The 20,936-nt window shown below is 33.1% G+C and carries 10 protein-coding genes; all 10 read right to left on the bottom strand.

Translation table 11 applies throughout. The features are described from left to right. Positions 1-37 precede the first annotated feature (37 nt). The 10 genes from WHD08_RS16945 to WHD08_RS16900 all read right to left on the bottom strand — a co-directional run bounded on the left by WHD08_RS16945 (position 38) and on the right by WHD08_RS16900 (position 20,844). Positions 38-1,909, bottom strand: a complete 1,872-nt coding sequence (locus WHD08_RS16945; protein WP_208889951.1) for a CRTAC1 family protein — start codon at positions 1,907-1,909, stop codon at positions 38-40. 228 nt (positions 1,910-2,137) lie between these two features. Next, positions 2,138-4,129, bottom strand: coding sequence for a glycoside hydrolase family 127 protein (locus WHD08_RS16940; protein ID WP_208889952.1), 1,992 nt, complete (start codon positions 4,127-4,129; stop codon positions 2,138-2,140). A gap of 44 nt (positions 4,130-4,173) precedes the next feature. Then, the gene (locus tag WHD08_RS16935; protein ID WP_208889953.1) at positions 4,174-5,658 is read right to left on the bottom strand and encodes a family 16 glycosylhydrolase; all 1,485 of its coding nucleotides are present in this window, start codon (positions 5,656-5,658) and stop codon (positions 4,174-4,176) included. An 18-nt stretch (positions 5,659-5,676) separates the two neighbouring features. Beyond that, on the bottom strand, positions 5,677-7,092 hold the full coding sequence (locus WHD08_RS16930) for a sulfatase-like hydrolase/transferase (protein ID WP_208889954.1): 1,416 nt from the start codon (positions 7,090-7,092) through the stop codon (positions 5,677-5,679). A 37-nt stretch (positions 7,093-7,129) separates the two neighbouring features. After that, a complete protein-coding gene (locus WHD08_RS16925; RefSeq protein ID WP_208889955.1) occupies positions 7,130-8,623 on the bottom strand; it encodes a family 16 glycosylhydrolase in 1,494 nt (497 codons plus the stop codon). A 34-nt stretch (positions 8,624-8,657) separates the two neighbouring features. Further along, positions 8,658-10,223, bottom strand: a complete 1,566-nt coding sequence (locus WHD08_RS16920) for an MFS transporter (RefSeq protein ID WP_208889956.1) — start codon at positions 10,221-10,223, stop codon at positions 8,658-8,660. A gap of 246 nt (positions 10,224-10,469) precedes the next feature. Continuing rightward, positions 10,470-12,200, bottom strand: coding sequence for a RagB/SusD family nutrient uptake outer membrane protein (locus WHD08_RS16915; protein ID WP_165732667.1), 1,731 nt, complete (start codon positions 12,198-12,200; stop codon positions 10,470-10,472). A gap of 16 nt (positions 12,201-12,216) precedes the next feature. Then, complete coding sequence (locus tag WHD08_RS16910; protein WP_208889957.1) at positions 12,217-15,417, bottom strand: SusC/RagA family TonB-linked outer membrane protein; 3,201 nt, start codon at positions 15,415-15,417, stop codon at positions 12,217-12,219. 256 nt (positions 15,418-15,673) lie between these two features. Further along, positions 15,674-18,640, bottom strand: a complete 2,967-nt coding sequence (locus WHD08_RS16905; RefSeq protein WP_208889958.1) for a sulfatase-like hydrolase/transferase — start codon at positions 18,638-18,640, stop codon at positions 15,674-15,676. Positions 18,641-18,651: 11 nt separating this feature from the next. Next, positions 18,652-20,844: a T9SS type A sorting domain-containing protein gene (locus WHD08_RS16900; RefSeq protein WP_208889959.1), complete on the bottom strand. Its 2,193-nt coding sequence runs from the start codon at positions 20,842-20,844 to the stop codon at positions 18,652-18,654. Positions 20,845-20,936: the final 92 nt, after the last annotated feature.

The following is a 20,936-nucleotide window of genomic DNA, read 5'->3' as shown; positions in this document are numbered from 1 at the left end:
CTTATTTATTTTAACTTTTTAGATCGTAATAAGAAAATTACTTTTTCCCTATAACAATCTCCTTGCTGCTTGCTTTTACTGTTTGTTCTAAAACCTCACCATTAGAATAGGTCACTTTTACTTTCACAGATTTACTACAATCCCCTAATCCAAAATGGACAAAAGTGTTGTGGTTTAAAGAATATTGAGAAGCCGAAGTACCTACTCTTTGTATTTGATTATTTCCGCAAGAAGAAATAGTTACCAAAGCACCTAATGGAGAAATATTTCCTTTTTTAGAATTTTTCACTTCCACAGTTAATGACTTGTTTCCATCTGCCATTTCGTTTTTAAACAAATGCCATTTCGCTCTTTCATCACCAATTACAACATCTACACTTCCGTCTTTATTGTAGTCAATACTTTCTACTGTCATTCCTATTCCACCTAAATCTTTGGTAATAATATTATGACCTTCTTTAGCCTTAAACCCAGATTTACCATTGTTTAAATACAAGATCGATTGGTTTTCATAGACCAACTTCCCTCTTCTAATAACCAAAAGATCATCGAAACCATTGTTATCATAATCTGCAACGGTAACAGCCATGGTGTGTTCTTCTAAAAATACGTTTGCTTTTTTAGTAACATCTACAAACTTAGACCCTTTGTTTTCTAATAAAATATCATTTAATCCTGCTGGATGTTTAGATTCTGTATAGTTTTTTACATTATGAACAACGCCTGTTGCTGGTGCCCAAAGATATCCTGCAATTCTCCATTTCTGGTTTCCAACATATCCAATATACCATCCTTTTTTAGCACTAAAATCTGCATTATCAGGGAAACCTAAAGCATCACTCATTACCAAATTAATATCTTTTCCAGAATGTGTTTCTCCATCAAAAACATAATCGTAAGATGCTTCTCCAATATAATAGGTATCATTATTTGGCCATTGAGATTGAAAGTTTTCCAATTTTAAAACTTCACCTGAAACAAAATCATCTATTTCTAATTCTCCTCTTTTAGAGAAAAAACCTAAGTCTTGCGTTTCTTTATTATAGAATGTTTCTCCTTTAGTAAACTCTAATCCTCTGGTGAAAAACAAATCCATATCACCATCATTATCGTAATCTATTTCTGCAACTGCAGTTACTTCATCAATATCATAAGGCAATACTTTTTTTGTAACATCTGTAAAAGTTAAATCTCCATTTCCTTGATATACGATCACATTTTTATCACCATATAAAATAATATCAATAATGTTATCATTATTAATATCTGTAATCAAAGTTTTTTGTCCGTTTACTTTACTTGCTGGCAAAGTTGAATGTAAAATTAATTCTCCAGCACCATTGTTTTCATATACATAATTTTCACTTGCTCCTTTTTTAGCGCCATCAGGAAACGCAAAATTTAACAAATCTAAATCGCCATCATTATCTAAATCAACAAATTTTACAGTTCTTCCACGCATTAATGCTAAGGGCACTTCAAAATCTGTCATCGGAATAAACTCTCTTCCATTTACTTTGTACATTTTAGAGTTTCTAGCATTACTACCAGAACCTCCACCACGTGACATAATAATTTCTAAGTTTCCATCATTATCAAAATCGCCCACAGAAACTCCGTGTAAATCTCCCATAATAATATCAAAAGGTTTTGCAAACTTCCCTTTATTATTCCATTGTACTTGAATTGCATAACCATGGTCATTTATCAACAAATCTGGATATCCATCTTTGTCTAAATCGGCCACCACTGGAGAATCCCATTTTCTTAAATTCTTTTCTTGCCTCGGAAATTCTTTAGAAACTTCTTTAAAAGAACCGTTTTGTGCATTTGAAGAATTTACGCCAATAAAAGAGGCAATTGCACCAAGTATCAATAAGTTTTTAATGTTGAATTTTCTTCTATTCATAATTGTATATTTCGTGTGATGTTTAAATCTAATTATATTTTATTTTCTGGCTTCAAGAACCGAAATAAAATGTAGAAATAGTTCCTTTATTGTACCTTATCATATTCCTATTTTACCATAGTTTATTACAAAAAAAGAAACAGCTTACTCTTTTCAGTTTCCTGAATTGAATAAGCTGTTTTATCAATAAAAAATTTATTAATAAGGGACTTAAGCCCCTTGTGTTATTTAATTATTCCAAACAACCGGCATAAACACGGTCATTTCTGCTTGCCCTCTATTACTCCAAGCGTAATAAGGCACTAATTGCGTTTTAAAAGACTTAAAGACCGGTTTTGTAACAGTTTGATACATGTCATCCGATTTACCTTCTCTTAGTAAAAGTTCTGTTTCTATTACCGTAACTCCTCCTAAAAATTCTGGTTTATGTACAGCATTTAAAGGAGCGTCTCCTTTTAAATACACATCTAAAATAGCTGCTCCTTCTGGTAAATCTGGGGTTTCAATGGTATATACAATTGGACCTCTTTTTACTGCTAATTGATTTCTAACTTCTTCAATTCTATTATGTCCTTCAATAAAAGTTGGTTCCATTGGCATGTCTAAAACAATCACATCACCTGCTTTCCAAGTTCTATTGATGTTTGCAAAATTCCCTGGGTTAATTTCAACTCCTGCATCTTCTCCATTTACTTTTAAAGTACTACCAACTGCCCATTTTGGTATTCTAACTTGAATATCAAAAGCTTCACTTTTACATTCATCAACAGTTATTTTTACCAAACCTTTCCAAGGATACTCTGTATCTTGAGATAATTTTAATGCAGAACCATCTAACATTTTTGTGTCTAAATTATTTCCACCGAATAAAACAACAGAAACACCATTTTCTGATAAATTATATGCCCATCCAGATGTTTTACAAATTGTTCTTACCAAGTTTGGAGGACAACAGAAACACTCTAAATAAGGTTGTCTTACAGGACTTTCAGTTACGTCGTCATGCGAATCGTAATTTCTAGAATTGTTGACCATTCTTAAAGGGTTTGAATAGAAATAATCTTTCCCTTCAATACTAATTCCTGATAAACCAGAGTTATATAATACTAATTCTATAATATCAGCATATCTAGATTCGCCATTAATCCCCATCATTCTATGACTAAACATGGCGTTACATAAGTTTGCGCACGTTTCGTTATATGCTGTCATATTTGGCATCATATACGCATCTATGAAACCTTCTTCAATCATATCTAAACTCGTTGATGCACCATAATGCGCTTGCCCAACAGCTCCGGTTACATACATTTTTTTGCCTGTAACATTTTCCCATAATTTATCTAAAGAAGTCAATAAAGCTTTTTCACCAGTTTCGGCATACACATCTGCTGCTCCTGCATAATAATACAAAGCTAAAACAGCATGACCAACCGCTTCTTCAGATTCTCTAAAAGGCGTTCTTTCTTGCACCATATCTCCAATCGGGTAACCAACTGTAGTAGAATCGTGCTCTATTTCGTAAGTTCCTCTTCGGTTGATAAACTTCTCTGCTAATTTTAAATACCTTTTATCTCTAGTAGTTCTGTACAATTCTACCAAGCCCATAATTTGAGTTTGATTGAATCCAAAACGTTGATAATGCTTAGTGTCTGGCATAAAATAAGCATGTAATAAATCTGCCATTTTAACCGCGATATCCAAGAAATTACGTTGACCTGTTAATCTAAAATGAACAGAACCCGCAATAAATAAATGTCCGAAATTGTACATTTCATGGTACTTTCTATTTTCAAAACGATCTACACCTTCTGTTATTTGAACATGCGTATGTATATACCCATCTTCTTCTTGAGCTTGCCCAATAATATCGATATATTCATCTAATTCCTTTAATAAAGATTCATCTTTAGTTTGCGCATAGATATACATTTTAGCTTCCATGAATTTAAAGAAATCTCCATCATGCCAGTAAAAACCTTTATGCTCTCCTTCTTTTAAACCTGCTGCGATTTTAAAGTTATTTAATCCATGACCAATATCTCCACATAAAAGATCTCCCATGTAAGGTAACATCTTATTTTCTGCCGTTTTTACTTTGTCTGACCAAAAGCCAGCATTCCATTTACAGTCACCAAAATTGATGCTCTTTAACTTTACAAACGGACTTTCTGAAGTGTTTGTAATAGCGTTTTTATGAAGGTTTGAAGTAGTACTCATGTAATATATTTTTTGAAGTAAGTTTTCTTACTGTTGATTTTTAATTATTTTTTCTTGATAACAATATTGTCTATCAAAAGTTTTGCAGCTCTTGTCTTCGGCAAATCTTCTTTTCTAATTTCAATAGCAATGGCATCTTTTTCTCCGGATGCAACTGTTCTAGAAATAGTGCTTTCTACCGTAATCCATTCACGTCTTGGAAGTTTTCTAAGATCTCCAAAAGTTACTTCTAATTCTGGATCTTGTAAAACCAAGTGAATTTTATCTGCAATAACACCTTGATCTAACCAAACTTTTGCCGAAATTGTAAACTCACCAGCTTCTAATTCCAATGAACCTTCAGGAGCCATAGCAACTGCTTTTTTCACTTCTAAACTTTCAGTTTTACTAAATCCTGCAAACTCTAAACTATTTACACCTTTGTAATAATCGCCATAAGCAATTGATAAATATTTTTCTGAACCACCATCTATTGTCCAAAATTTCTGATACTCATCTGGGACAGAACTTTCTGGTAATAAAGTTAAAGGTCTTCCGTTTTCTTCAAACAAAATTGGTCCTTCAAAACCATAAAAAGCTGCGTCTTCCGCTAATAAATTATCAGATGGTTTTTGCCAAACTCTCATGTATTCTATTTCGAAATCTACTGGTAATTCTTCTTTATGAGGCAAGCCTAACCAAAAGAAAATCTCTGAATCTAACCAAATTTCCATTGGGTTGTTTAAAACAAAAGAAGTTCCTAATTCATCTTGTGTAAAATGACGAATCATTTTTCCATCAATAAATAATTTTAAATAATCTTCACCCCATTCTGCTCCGTACACATGAAAATCATCCGCTGTGCGGAAACCTAAATCCAATTCGTGATTAAAAATCTTAGTAGGACGTTGAGCTGGTGGACTCCAATCATGCGCTGTTGCTAAATAAGAATCTTCTCTAATATTTCCTTTTTTGTTTTTAGGATTTCCCATTAACTCATAAATATCCAATTCTTGCTCATGTCCAATTGCCCAAAATGCACCTGTAATAGCTGCGTTACCAACCTTAGATTTCACCTCCATATAACCGTATAAAAAACGTTTATTGGTTAAAACACCTGCTGTAGTAACTGGCATTGGTGTTCCATCTTTATAAATACCATATTGAGATGACCCCATGTTACCATCTGCGTAGCTTTCTTTAATAAATGGATAATCTGGTTCCCAAGCAGTTCTTAACTTCAATTTATCATTTTCTACAATAACGTTTTTAGCAACAAATTGAGAAGGAGCTCGTCCTTTCCAAATATAATATTTATCATTTAAACCTTCTACAAACCACTTTACCGTATCTATTTCTGTTCCTTTAAACTCATCGCTTAACGCTTCATTTAAAACCCAACCTCCTTCATTTTGTTGGTCAGAAAATGGCATTGGAGAGGTTATTTCTGTTTTAACTTTTACTGCTGATTTATTTTGCGCACAACTAACATTTGCAAGCACTAACAAACCGAATAAAGCGATAAATGTATACTTCTTAAATTGTATCATTCTATTATATTTTTGTATTTAGTTTTTATTATATTTTTTCATTTCCTCTTTTACCAACTCCGGAGTTCTATAACGATCCATTCTATCAATGTCATATTTTTCAAAAGTTTGTTTTAACATCCACATCGGACGCTCTAGGGTCAATTCCCATTCAAATAACTTTTTAAACATGCTTTTTAAACGTTCTGGTTCTGCTGAAGCTAAATCTCTTTGCTCTGTTAAATCTTTAGAAACATCATATAATTCTGCTGGTCTATCTGCAAAACGGATTAATTTCCAATCATTATGTCTATAAACAGCACGCGTTTCTTTTTTCCAAAATAAATCTTCGTGTGGTCTTGCACTGTCAGATCCACTAATAAAAGGCATTAAATCTACACCATCTACCGCATCTAAATCTGCAACATCACCACCTCCAGCAGCATAAAATGTTGGTAATAAATCAAACGTACTTACTGGGTAATTATACACCTGATTTGATTTTAATTTTTTAGGCCATTTTATTAAAAAAGGAACTCTTAATCCTCCTTCTAAATGATTCGATTTTGTTCCACTTAAAGGCAGGTTTAAAGAGGCATTTTTATCTGTTGGGCCTCCATTATCATTAGAAAAAACAATAATTGTATTATCATCTAAACCTAGTTCTTTTAACTTATCTAAAACCTTACCTGAAGCACGATCTAATGCCAATGTCATTGCTGCCACTTGTTGACGCTTTCCTTTTAAATTAGGAAACTTTGCCATATCTTCTGGAGTAGCTTCCATAGGCGTGTGCACTGCGTTAAAGGCTAAATAGATAAAAAATGGTTTGTCTTTATTTCTTTCGATAAAAGAAATTGCTTCGTCGGCAAAAACATCTGTAGCATATCCTTTTGGTTCTTCAAAATGACCAAAATTTCTTTCCATTTTATTGTCATGATGAATGCCTTTAAAATTTTTGATTGGAAAAAAACTTCTTGCACCACCTCTAAAACCATAAAACTCATCAAATCCTCTTTTTAAAGGATGAAAACGATCTGCATTACCTAAATGCCATTTTCCGTAGGCAGCACTTGTATATCCTAATTCTTTTAAATAATCTGCGATTGTTTTTTGGTCTAAAGGCAATCCCATATCATCTCCTAAAAACTTTGAGTTTTCACTCATATAACCAGGGACATTTATTTCTCCATACCCAAATTTTTGTTGATATTTCCCTGTAATTAATCCTGCTCTAGAAGGTCCACAAGTAGCATCTGTTACATAACCCTGCGTAAACTTTACGCCTTCTTTAGAAAGCTTATCTAAATTAGGTGTTATCATTACGTCACTTCCTTGAAAACCAAAATCGGCATACCCTGCATCATCAGAAAACAAGAAAATAATGTTTGGCTTTTTTTGAGCACAACTAGCCATTGCCATTGCCATACAAATAAATAGAATACTTTTTTTCATCTTAAATTGAATTCGTTGAATCTAAAAATATAGATTCTTAATTAGCTTTTTTAATTTCAATATCGTCTATGTATAATTTAGCTGCTTTTGTTGCAGGTAAATCTTCTTTTCTAATTTCTATAATCATTCCATCATTAACTGCGGATGCTGCTTGTCTTGAAACTTTCTTTTCTACCGTAACCCATTGTTTTCTCTCTAGTTTTTTTAAACCAGAAAAAGTTAGTTCCATTTTTGGATTCATTAAAGTAACATGGATAGAATCTGTAATTCTACCTTGATCTAACCAAACCTTCATTGATAAATTATAATCTCCTACAGGAAGTTTTAAAGAACCTTCTGGTGTTTTTGCTATTACTTTTTCTACATTCAATGAATCATTTTTACCATATCCAAAAAACTGTAATGCTTCTACACCACTTGCATAATGTCCTTCTGTAATTTTTAAATATCTTTCTGCCCCTTCACTAAAAAGCCAAAAATTTTGATATTCATTTGCAGTTGCATCTTCTGGAACCATCTTTAATGGCTTTGGATTTTCTTCAAATAAAATAGGACCTTCAAAACCATAAAAAGCTCTGTCTTTTGCCAATAAATTATCTGATTCTTTTTGCCAAACTCTTACATATTCAGCTTCAAAAGTTGCTGGTAATTCTTCTTTATGAGGAACACCCAACCATTTAAAAATTTCTGAATCTACCCAAATTTCCATCGGATTATTCAATACCCAATCTGTACCTAATTCATCTTGAGTAAACCCATGAATAAATTTACCATCTCTATAAATATTCAAATAATCTTCTCCCCATTCTACGCCATATACATGAAACCCTTCTGATGTTACATAATTTAGTTTTTCATCAAAACCAAAAGCTTTTGTTGGTCTGGTAGACGGTGGACTCCAATCATGAATTGCAGTTCTATTCATATGCTTATCTATAGAACCTTCTTTAGCTATTTTTGGTACTGCCAATTGCTCGTACATATCTAATTCTTGCTCAAAACCAATAGCCCAAAATGCCGCTGTCATTGCTGCATGTGGCGCTTTCGATTTTATTTCCATATACCCATTTAAAAATCTCTTTTTACTAACAATTGCTGCTGTTGTAACTGGTAAAGGTTTTCCTTCGTGAATTCCATACGTATCTTTATTTGCGCCATCAGCATAAGTTTCTTTAGCAAAGTTATAATCTGGTTCCCATTGTGTTTTTAAGATTAAATTCCCGTTTTCTACAACTACGTTATGTGGTGCGTATTGAGACGGAGCTCTACCTTTCCAAATATAATAATCGCCATTTTGTCCTTCTACAAACCACTTTGTAGTATCAATTTCAGTGCCTTCAAATTCATCACTTATTTCTTCGTTTAAAATCCATCCGCCTTTATTTTCTTGATCAGAAAAAGGTAAAAATCTTTGAGTTACAACTGTAGTTTCTTTTGTTTCTGTTGATTTTTTAGGTGATTCACATCCAACACTTAGAAAAGTGAATGTCCCTAAAAGAAAAGCTGATAAATATATTTTTTGATATTTCATGTATAATTTTGTTTTTAGTTAACCTACTTTTTTATTATTTCCTTTGAAGCTTCGCTTGAATTTCTTCAATCGTTAACCCTTTTGTTTCAGGTAAGAATTTATACAATACTAATAACCCGACAAAAACGATTGCTCCGTAAAACATGAAGATGGTACTGGCTCCCATATTAGCAAGTTGCCATGGAAATAAAAATTGTGTTAAGGCACTAATTGTACTAGATAAAAGTGCAAAAAACGGAATTGCAATTCCTCTTACTGATATTGGAAAAATCTCTGAAAGTAACACCCACATAATTGGACCAACAGAAAAATGGAAAGCTGCAATAAAACTTAAAATACCTAATAAAATTAAAGTAGCATTTAACACTGCAGATTTCTGTAAAAACTCACTAGAATTATCTCTTGCAGAAACGTCTCCCATTACACTTTTTACGGCTTCTTTAAACGCGATATCTGTAGGATATGTTTCCCCAACTAGAGATGATAACTTATTAATATTAGGAATATGAGCCATTTCTGAAATAGCTTTGTTTGTAACCTCATATTTTGCCGAACCAAAACCATACGCACAAATACCTAAACTTAAAATTACCCAAACCAAGCCCCAAATCATCATTGGACGTCTTCCTAATTTATCAATTAAAACCAATGACAAAACAGTAAAAACAATACTTACCAATCCAATCCAAATTGCTTGTTGAAAAGCTGCTTGTTCCCCTAAACCTAATTGCTCCATTACTGTTGGCGCATACGTTAAAACAGCATTAATACCTGTAGATTGCTGTACAATTGCCATTGTAAAAGCTATAATGGTAACAATAGTCATTTTTTCACTAAAAATCTCCTTCATTTGAGATCCAACAGATCTATCTTGATTACTTTCTGCCACACTTACTTTCATTTCTGTAATGTGAGCGTCTATTTCAATTTCAGGAATTACCTTAGACAAAGTACGTTTCGCTTCATCTTCTTTACCTTGGTAAATTAACCACGCAGGACTTCTTGGAACCATATACAATAATCCAAACCATATTAAAGCTGGTAAAATCTCTATTCCTAACATCCATCTCCAAGTATATTCTTTAAGTCCTAAAGTTGTAACCCATTCTGCATCTGAAGTAGTTGCTTGCAGTAACCAATAGTTAATAAAATAAGCAGCTGTTAAACCTACAACTATGTTAATCTGTGTCATAGAAACGAGCTTACCTCTTCCTTCTGCTGGAGCAATTTCGCCAATATACATTGCTGCTAAAGTAATTGAGCTAAATGCCAAACCACCTAATAAACGAGCTAAAAACAACGTAATAAAAGTAGGTGCAAATGCAGAACCTAAAGCAGATATTAAATACATTGCTGCAATAACTTTTAAGGTCGCTTTTCGTCCGTATTTATTACTAGACCAAGCTGCTAATGGCAATGCAATTAAAACTCCAATTCCAGGTCCAAAACCTAAAGACCCTACTTGCCATTCATTTAAATTAAACTCTGCTGTGATAAATTTAAAGGCTCCTGATATTAGGGCCGCATCAAGTCCAAATACAAAACCTCCTAAGGCTACAATTGTAGAATATAAAAAGGCATTTTTTTTAAAATTGCTCATATTAGTTAATTCGTTTAGTTAATTATTCCCTGAATAGTAAGATACTATAAACAGTAATATTGCTAGCAAACAAAGTAAGTATAATTTAGAAAGAAGCTGTTAATTAAATTTACCAACTCTTAACCCTATTTTACCTTACGGGTTTCTATTTATAAAAAAATTGTTTATAATAAAAATGCTGAAGAGTTATCTTCAGCATTTTCTCAAATCAAATTCAAATTATTCTAGCTTACACTAAAATAAGTTTTAATACCCGTCATTTTGAAGCAATGCAGGTGCTTTTTGTATTTCTTGATTAGGAATTGGTAAATAATATTGCTTATCAAACCAAGGTCTAGTAACAACACTATATTCTGTATGCGTTAAAACTCCACTAACCTCCTTTTTCCATTTTAATCCTTTAATATCGAAACCTAAATTATCAGGATTCATCCATCTTCTTTCATCCCAAAAATTATGACCTTCAAAAGCTAGTTCTATACGTCTTTCTCTTTTGATAGCTTCCTTTAGTGCATCTCCCGTTACTGTAATTTCAGGCTGTAATGCTCGTGTAGAAACTTTGTTTAAGTAAATTTTCGCTTCTGAATCATTGTTTAATTCTGCTTGTGCTTCTGCATAATTTAAGTACACTTCTGCCAAACGGTATAATATATAAGGACGACCTGCAGATACATCTGTTGTTGTCACAAGACTCTCATCTTGAAATTTCCTAATATTGTATCCCGTTTTTGAAGAATGACGGACATTCCCTAATCCTTCTGAAGAATCCAATCCATGAGGAAAGGCTGGTACTCTATTAGGTGCAACCCCTATAGAATCTGACAATGAATAATCTACAGTTCTACCTCTAAACGTAGCTCCTTGATAATTTAAGTCTGCATAATATCTCATTTCTCTATTTGCATTTGGATCTGCAGCATCAAAAGAAACACCACTTGTAGTAGAACCATCTGCCATATTAAACTCTAAAGCAAAATTGTGTGTTGGAGACGATAAACCCCATCCTCCATAACCACTTGGCGATTGTGTTTGATCTGGTAATGAGTTTACATCTAAACCAAAATCATATAAAGTTTCTCCGTAAGGTCTAGCAAAAAGAATGTCTTGGTTTGCAGATAAAAACAATTTTTGATACGCTTCTGCATCTGGAGTCGCAATTAAATCTCTACCACCAACTAAGTCAATTACAGCTTTGGCTGCATCGGCTGCATCCTGCCATTTTGTTGCTTTTGCATAGTCGTAAAACGGACCGTTAGGCAATGTAGCAGGATCGTGTAACTTACTAGCTGCAAATAATAAAGTACGAGACTTTACTGCTAATGCTGCTAATTTTGTAGCTCTACCAAATTCTGACGCCGGTCTTGTTACAGGTAAAACAGCTGCTGCTTCATCTAATTCCTTAACAATAAAAGCAACACATTCTTCATAAGAATTTCTTGGCAGATTAAATTCTGAACCTAAGCCAAAAGCCGTATCAAAAATAGGTAAGCTACCAAACATCTTAATCATCTTCGCATAAAGATTCGCTCTTAAAAATTGCATTTCAGCTTTTAAAATATTTACCTGATCTGCATCTGTTTTCATTGCTTCACTTTCATCTACATTGTCTAAAAATTGATTAATTTCATTGATAAACAAAAAATAGTCTCTCCATTTATTATTAAAATCTCCTGGATTTAGAGCAGTCCATCCATTTCCTCTAATTCTAAGTCTATCTAAATCATTAAAATTAAATTTAGCTTCAAAAGACCCCACTTCAACATTAAACCTTCTCGCCCACCAAATAGATTTATTTAAACCCCAACTTTCAGTACTATTATAAGCAGAATACACTACCTTTTCTAACTGTGCCGGATCACTAAAAATTAAATCATTAGGGTATGAACCTAAAGAATCTGTATCTAAAACATCTTCACAACTCGTCATTGAGAAAAACCCGATTGCTGCAAATAAGTATATTAATTTTATTTTTTTCATTATTTCTATTTTTATATTAAAAAGTAAAATTTAAACCAACTGTGTACATCGTTAAAGAAGGATATGTAGATCCTCTAAAGTTATTATACCCAGCAGCTTCTGGATCTAAACCTAACTTTTCAATATCTGAAAACATTGTTAACAGGTTAAAACCTCTTGCAAAGACTCTAATGTCTGCAAACTTTGCTTTTTCTTTTGTTATTGTATATGCTAATTCCACTTCTTTTAATCTTAAAAAAGAAGCATCATGTAACCACAAATCTGCACCAATAAAATTATCTGGTTGTCCGTTTTGAATACTACTGTATTCATCATTTAAACCAAAAGCTCTTGGGTATCTTGCATCTCTATTGTCTGGCGTCCATCTGTCATTAAAAACATGACTAGGTTTACCTCCGTCTTGGTCGAAAAACACCAATGCTTTTGCTTTTGCCTGTCCTTGTAATAAAAAACTTAAACTAAAATCTTTATAATTTACCCCACCCGTAATACCGTATTGTATTTCTGGTACGTTAGAACTACTTATTCTAATAAAATCTCCATCATCTATTTTACCATCTTCATTGGTATCTAAATAAATTGGTTCACCTTCTACCGTTCCTGCTTTTTTAACAGCAGTTGCATCTACTTGTGCCTGATCTCTAAAAATTCCTGCTGTTGGCGCTACGACATAAGAACCAATTGGCATCCCTTCTTGTCTTAAAGCAGCTGGAGTGTTTACTGGTTGTGGTAAATAAATTACTTCATTTTTAGCTTGCGTTAAATTAAAACCTAGGTTATAACCTACTTCTCCTATTTTATCTGCCCAACCTAAAGTAACCTCTACACCATAACTATCTACTTGTCCTAAATTTTCATCTGGTAATTGTACTCCTGTAAATTCTGGAACTTCACCACCATTGTCTACTAAAATATCTTTTCTGTTTTGATAAAAATAATTTACTTCTCCAGACAATCTGCTGTCAAACATTTGAAATGTTACGGCAAAGTTTTTCATAATAGCAGTTTCCCAAGTTACATTAGGGTTTGGCGCAACACCAGTTCTATAACCATTTGCAACTACTCCATTTTCTCCAAAAGCATAATAATTTGGTCTTACATTGGTATTATTATTACTAAAATCTCCTCCATAAGAATATTGAGATAAGTATTGGAACCCCCCTATTCTATCATTTCCCATTACGGCATAACTACTTCTTAAATTAAGAGCGTTTAACCAAGAAACATTTTCTAAAAATTTTTCTTTTCCTATAGCCCAAGAACCTCCAACACTATAAAAAGTACCAAATCTATTGTCTGAACTAAATCTACTAGAACCATCTCTACGTAAAGTTGCGTCTATAAAATATTTTTTATCATAATCATAAGACAAAGAACCTAGATAACTTAAAGAAGCATCTTCACTTGCAGATCCGTTTGTAAGTTGATTGCTCGGATCTCCTGCAAATAAATAAGGAAGGTCTGTTGATGGTAGATTACCACTCTGTCCAAAAAAACTATTGGTTTCTGATGTCTGTTGCTCATATCCTATAAAACCATTTAAAGAGTGTACATCATTTATAGTAGTACTATATCTAATAGTAGCATTGAATAACGTTTCTTCAAATTTCCAAAAAGTATCTCTTAATATATTTTGTTGTCCGTCTTGAGAAAAACCTGTTTCTGGGTTATAGTCTCCACTAGTTTGGTCTAGTTTATAGATTGTCCATGGAGTATAAAATGACTTCTGATCGTAATTCATTTTTCTAACCCCTACATAACTATTAAAACTTAAGCCTTTAGTTATTTTATCTAATTTCCAATCGATGGCAAAACGACCTCTTAAATCGTTATTATTTTGTTTTGTAAAACCAGATTGATTGCTAGACATAACTAATGGATTTGCTCCATTTTCTCCTCCCCAAGCAGGTAAACCGTTTGGATACACACCTACTTCTGTAGGTAAGTTTGCATATATGTGCTTGTAAATAAAACCTGCATTTACACCAGGTTGGTTGTTTTCTGAAAAACGACCTGATACATCTACACTTAATTTGATATCGTCTGTTAATTTAATATCTAAATTAGAACGCAATTGACTCTGATTAAAATCTAAATCTCCAGAAGCAAACATCCCTTCTCTACTCATTAAATCTCCACTTACAAAATATTTTACATTTTCACTTCCACCTGAAATAGAAATAGAATTTCTAGTTTCTGGAGCTGTTTTTGCAAATGTTAAATCTGCCCAGTTTGTATTTGGGTAATTTAGCAGATCATTCCCTGCTGCATATTTATCTATATCTGCTTGTGAATTAGGTAATGCTAATCCTTTTCTTTCTGCAATTTCATTTTCATAAATTGCATATTGTTCTGAAGACATTAAGTCTGGAAATGCTGAAAATGAAGAAACACTATAAGAGGTAGATAATTTTACTTTTGGCTTACCAGACGTTCCTCTTTTTGTAGTTACTATAATTACACCATTTGCTGCTCTATTACCATAAATAGCTGCTGCTCCATCTTTTAAAACACTTAAATTAGCAATGTCTTGTGGTGCTAATTGATTAAATGTACCAATACCAGTTTGTACACCATCAATTAAAATTAAAGGTGCGTTGTTGTTTAATGTAGATTGTCCTCTAATCAATAAAGAAACATCTCCATCTGAACCAGGATAACCACCTCTATCTGATATAATTACACCCGTTACTTTACCCGAAAGAGATTTAGCAACCTCTCTATTAGAAGTATTTTCTATATCTGCAGCTTTTAAAGTACTTACAGAACCTGTTAATTCTCCTCGTTTTTTAGAGGTATAACCAACAATAACTACTTCATCTAAATTTGCCACATCTGCAACTAAAGTTATATCTAAAGTAGCCTTACCATTTGCAGGTACTTCTTGTGTTTTATAACCTATGTAAGAAAATATTAAAATAGCATTTGCATCCTCTACTGATAAAGAATAATTACCATCAAAATCGGTTACAGTACCTTTAGAACTTCCTTTTACCTGAACACTCACTCCTGGTATTGGTCCGCTTTCGTCTGAAACTGTTCCAGTAATGTTTTGCTGAAACGTTACGTCATTTACATTGTTTTCACTAATTTCAAATGAACTTGCGTTGGCAAACATTGGAAAGGTGATTAAACAAATTTGTAATAGCCCGATTACCCTAAATTGTTGTATTAAGGATAGATAAGAACCATTATCAAAAAATAGTTTTTTTCTCATAATTATTTGGTTTTTTGAATTATTATAAATTATGAATTTGATAAAAAATCAATTCATTATTCAAATTTCCAAAAAATAAACCACCTTATTTTTATGAATCTTACCTCTTGTTGACACTAATTTACCTTAATTATATGTTAAATTAACCACATAAAAACTTGTTTTATTTTTACAACTACAAGTTGATACAAGGTTTATTTACAAAAAAACTCGCAATAAATATTGCGAGTCCTTAGTTGAAAAAAAAATCTCTTAATTATAATTTAATGATCTTTTTAATGAGAAGGTTTTCGTCTGTTTTAATTTTTATAATATAGATTCCAGACGATAAATTAGAAACATCTATTCTTGGGTTATTTGCATTGGTTTCTTTTACTTTTTTAACCGACTTACCAGACGCTGTAAAAATCTCGACTTCTAATTCACTTAAAGTTCCGCTATAATTTACGTTTAAAAAATTGCCAGAAGGATTTGGAAAAATACTTAATTTTTTTAAAAGTTGATCTGTCGTACTTAAAGTACCTGCTGTACCAATATTACCTGAAGTATTGCTAGAGGTTTTATCAAAACTCCACAAGTTGTATGCTGTATCTTCAGAAAACGACCAGTTATTAACATTATTAATACTTGCTCTTAATTGCGATGACGTACCCGATAAAGCACCTGTATAAACTCCGAAATCATGTTTTTTACCTACAGTATTAGCATTTACTCCATTGGTTAAAGCTGTTGGTAATTCACAAGCAGAGTTTCCGCCTCCGTTACCCCATCCTAGAGCAGTATTTATTCCTGTTATCCATACAGTTGAATTTGCATCCGCTGGAAGCGCAAATGGATCTGCTTGAAAAATTAAGATACCTTCTCCATTTACAGAAAAATCGAAATCTCCATCACTTGCTTCCGCAACTTTCCCTGTATAATCATGAGTAGTTGTACCTACCACCTCTTCTGCATTATTTACTACATGTTTAACCAGGCCATCATCATCTAAAATAAAAAGATCTCCTGTATTAAAAGCTGCACCTGCAGCCCAAGTCCAAATATCATCTACGCTATAATCTCCTGTAAATTCATTTGAAGCATTGTTCCAAGTTCTATTAGAAATAGATAGCTTGGTTGTTGCGCTAATGTCTTTTAAAAGCATAAATGCCAATTTCCCTTTACCAGATTTCCAACCTACAATTGCAATATCTCCTGCAGTTAAAGTTGTAGACGCAATAACATCAAAAATATTAATTTCTGCAGTTGCATTCTTTATACTACCAAAAGTTGTTGCTGTTAATGTAATAATAACCGTTTCACTTATTTCTTCTAATCCATCTTCTGCAGCATCAATAATTATTTGAGCAGCGTTTGTTCCATTAGAAATAGTAGTTGTTCCAGATAATGATGTGTAGTCTGTACCGTCAGTTGCAACGCCACTTACAGTATACGTAATGTCTATATTTTCGGTAGCATTTACCCCTTCTGGTAAACTAATTGTAAAAACACCATTTACTCCTCCTTCTATAGCATCTGTAGTTTTAGCTATTGTAATTTCACTCAATTCTCCTTCTAGTTTTAATAATGGAGTTTCAAAAAGTCTGTCATAACCAGGTAAAGTTCCGTCTTCCCAAAGAAAACTATGTACATGACCGTCTCCTACTCCATCTCCATCTACGTCTTCATTATCATTATCATACCAGGCAGGTTTTACATCTTTAAAATCAACCACTTTTGCAATTGCATTGTCTAAAATAGTTTGCACAATTTCATCTCCATTTGGCTCGCTATTTCTAACGTTAGTTTCTTCTCCCGGATCTGTAGAAATGTCAAATAAATTCCACTGACCACCATTTGCTGTTTTTACAATTTTCCATTTGTCATAAGCAATTCCGCCATTATGGAACCCATTTTGTGGTCTCATCAACAATATACCATCATCTGGTCTTGCATCTTGTCCTGCAATTAACTTATCCATAAAATCTACCCCATCAATAGTTTTTTCTGTAGGTACAGTTGCTCCTGCTAAACCAACTAAAGTTGGATACAAATCTAAAGAGCTAATTTGATGATTATACGTAGCACCACCTGTAATTTTATCTGGCCAATGCACAAACATTGGTACTTTATGTCCACCTTCTTTTACACTTCCTTTTCCTGCATCTAAGGGCCAGTTTACAGCACCTTTACTGTGTGTATAACCACCATTATCACTTAAAAATATAATAACCGTATTGTTAAATTTAGTCATGTCTTTTTTAAGTTCTGTAACAAGTTTTCCTATATTGGTATCCATATTGGTTACCATTGTAGCATAGGTAATACGAGCTTGCACAAACTTTTCTATCAATTCTGCTTTCTTAACAGGATCAGATTCCTTATTTACAGGGTTAGATTCTGTAATGTATGGACTATTTCTAATTAAGCTTTCAAAATTAGGATTGTCTAATTTAAACTGAGATTCTTCTGCGGCCGGAGCTTGTAAAGGAGTGTGTGGTGCATTGTAAGATAAATACATAAAATACGGTTCTGTAGAACCACTCACACTATTTTGATACTGAATTGCTTCATCTGTAAGCAAATCTGTTAAGTAATCTTCATTTTCAGCATCACTAAATTCACTTTCTGCAACATAACCTCTATCTCTCCAAATTGGATCTTGATATTCGTTTGTAACAGGATTGCTACCTCCTAATCTGTTATAAAAACCATCTTCATAAACACTTTCGAAGTAATTTTTTCCACCTCCTAAGAAACCAAAGAAATAATCAAATCCTCTATCTAAAGGCTGATAAGCTCCATCTTTAAAACCTAAATGCCATTTACCAAAAGCAGCTGTGTTGTAATTAGCAGTTTTAAGTACTGTAGAAAAATAAGTTTCATTAGTGGGCACACCTAAAGTAGATGTAATATCATTAGGTAAATTATATTGTGCGCCAATTCTGTGAGGCATCATACCTGTTAAGATGGCAACCCTACTTGGTCCACAAAATGGATGGGCAACGTGTGCATTTTTTAAAACAACTCCGTTATTTGCCAAAGCATCTATATTGGGTGTTGGAATCACTCCTCTGTCTTCAGGAAAACTTCCATCTCTGTTAAAACCTACATCTCCATAGCCTAAATCATCCGCTAAAATTACTATGATGTTTGGTTTTGTTCCTTGCGTTTGCGCATAGTTACTCCCCGAAATTAGGATTGTAAAAAAGAATATATAATATTTAAAGTAATTGTTTTTCATAGTTTCAGTTTCTATTTAATAATGATTCTTTTAGTTTGTTTCGTATTTTCTGATATAATTGATAGAATGTAGGTTCCTGATGATAGGTTAGAAACACTTAACTTAGAGTTAAGAACATTACTTTCCTTTACTTTTTTTACTGATTTCCCTAAGGCCGCAAAAATCTCTATTTCTAAAGTCTGTTGTGCCTCTCCAAAATTAATAGAAAGTTCCTCATTTGCTGGGTTAGGAAAAATAGTAAATTGACCTTTAGATTGCGTTGATACAAGCAAAGTACCAGCAATACCAATATCTCCTGCAGTATCATTAATCGTTTTATTGAATGACCACAAATTGTAGGTTGTATCTTCAGAGAAAATCCAATTACTTGCATTATTAATACTTGCTCTTAATTGCGTAGGTGTGCCAGATAAAGCACCTTTATAAACGCCAAAATCGTGTTTCTCTCCAACACTATTTGCATTTATGCCGTTTGTTAAGGCAAATGGTAATTCGCTATAGGAATTCCCTCCACCAACTCCCCAACCTTGAGAAGTATTTATACCCGCTATCCACGCTGTCGAATTTCCGTTTGTTGGTAATGCAAAAGGATCTGCCTGAAAAATCAAGATTCCTTCTCCGTTTACCGAGATATCAAAATCGCCATCACTTGTTTGATCTACTTTCCCTGTATAATCATGAGCAGTTGTACCTACGACAACTTCAGTATTACCAACAACTTGTTTAATTTGTCCGTCTGAATCTAACATCAAAATATCTCCAGTTTTATACTCACTTCCTGCAGTCCAAGTCCAAATATCATCAACCGTAAAATCTCCTATAAATCCATTAGAAGCATTGCTCCAAGACCTATTAGAAATTGATAATTTTGTTGTTGCACTAATATCTTTTAAAAGCATAAACGCAAGCTTTCCGCTTACAGATTTCCAACCTACTATTGCAATGTCTCCAGCCGTTAACGTTGTAGATGCAACAAAATCTGATATAGAAATACTCACTACAGTTGTATCTACTGTTTTAGAACTAGAAGACTGTAAAGTAATGGTAACTGTTTCTGGATCTTCTTCAATTCCGTCTTCAACAGCGTCAATAATTATTTCAGATGAATTCGTTCCGCTTGCTATAGTAACTGTTCTTGGTATTGTAGTATAATCTGTTCCTTCCGTTGCACTTCCATCCACTGAATAGGTAACATTAATATCTTCTGTAGCAATCTCGCCGTTTGGTAATGCTACTTTAAAACTTCCATCAGTAGTTCCTTCAATAGCATCAGTAGTTCCAATAATAGATATTTTACCTGTTTGTTTTTGCCAAACTCTAATATATTCTATTTGATATTCTGCTGGAGTCTGCAAATCTGAAGCATCTGGCAAACCTAACCAAGGGAAAGTTTCAGAATCAAACCAAATCCAAGAAGGAACATCTGTTACCCATCTATCTGGTTCTGCTCCGTTTTTTGTTAAAACAGATTTTAAAATTGTACCATCTGGATGTAAAACACCATCAATGTAAACTTTTATATATTCTGCAGTCCACTCAAAACCATATACATGAAAATCATCTGCTGTATTATTTGCTGCTTGTATATTTCTTGTATGTGTTGTACCTATTTTACCAAGTTCTTTTTGTTCTTTAAAAATTTCATTATTTGGGTCCCAACTGATAATATTAAGCTTTAACCTTTTTTTCCAAGCGTCGTTGGTTTTATGACCTCCAAACATTTCGAACATGTCTAATTCAGCTGCTCCACCTGGTTTTCCTGGTCCTGGACCTGTAGTCCAAAAAGCACTTGTTATTTCTGCATTTGCTGCTTTAGATTTAATTTCCATATATCCATATTGAAATTGTTTTTTACTAATTACAGCCGCAGTAGTTATTGGTTTAGACACTCCATTATACACACCTAATTGATTGCCACTATTATCTTTTGTAAATGGATAATCTGGTTCCCATTTTGTAAGAATTTTCAACTTTCCGTCTTCTAAAATTGCATTATCTGTAGAAAACTGAGCAGGAACTCTACCTATAAAATTAGATTGATATTTTCCATTTCTACCCTGAATTAACCATTGATCTTCATTTATAGTAGCTGCTTCAAATTCGTCTGAAATATCAGTGTTTAAAATCCAATCTCCTGTATTTTGAGGATCAGAGAATGGCAATGTTTGTCCATTTATAGTAAAACCCCATAATGATATCATCATGAAAGCAACACTATATTTAAAAGTTGTCGGAAAATGCAGTTTTGTTAAATACATGTATATTTTAGTTTAACGCCAAAAATACATGATAAATT

The organism is Polaribacter sejongensis (assembly GCF_038024065.1).
Classification (GTDB): Bacteria; Bacteroidota; Bacteroidia; order Flavobacteriales; family Flavobacteriaceae; genus Polaribacter; species Polaribacter sejongensis.
Note: the sequence above shows the minus strand (reverse complement) of the source record. Positions and strands in the feature narration are given on the sequence as shown.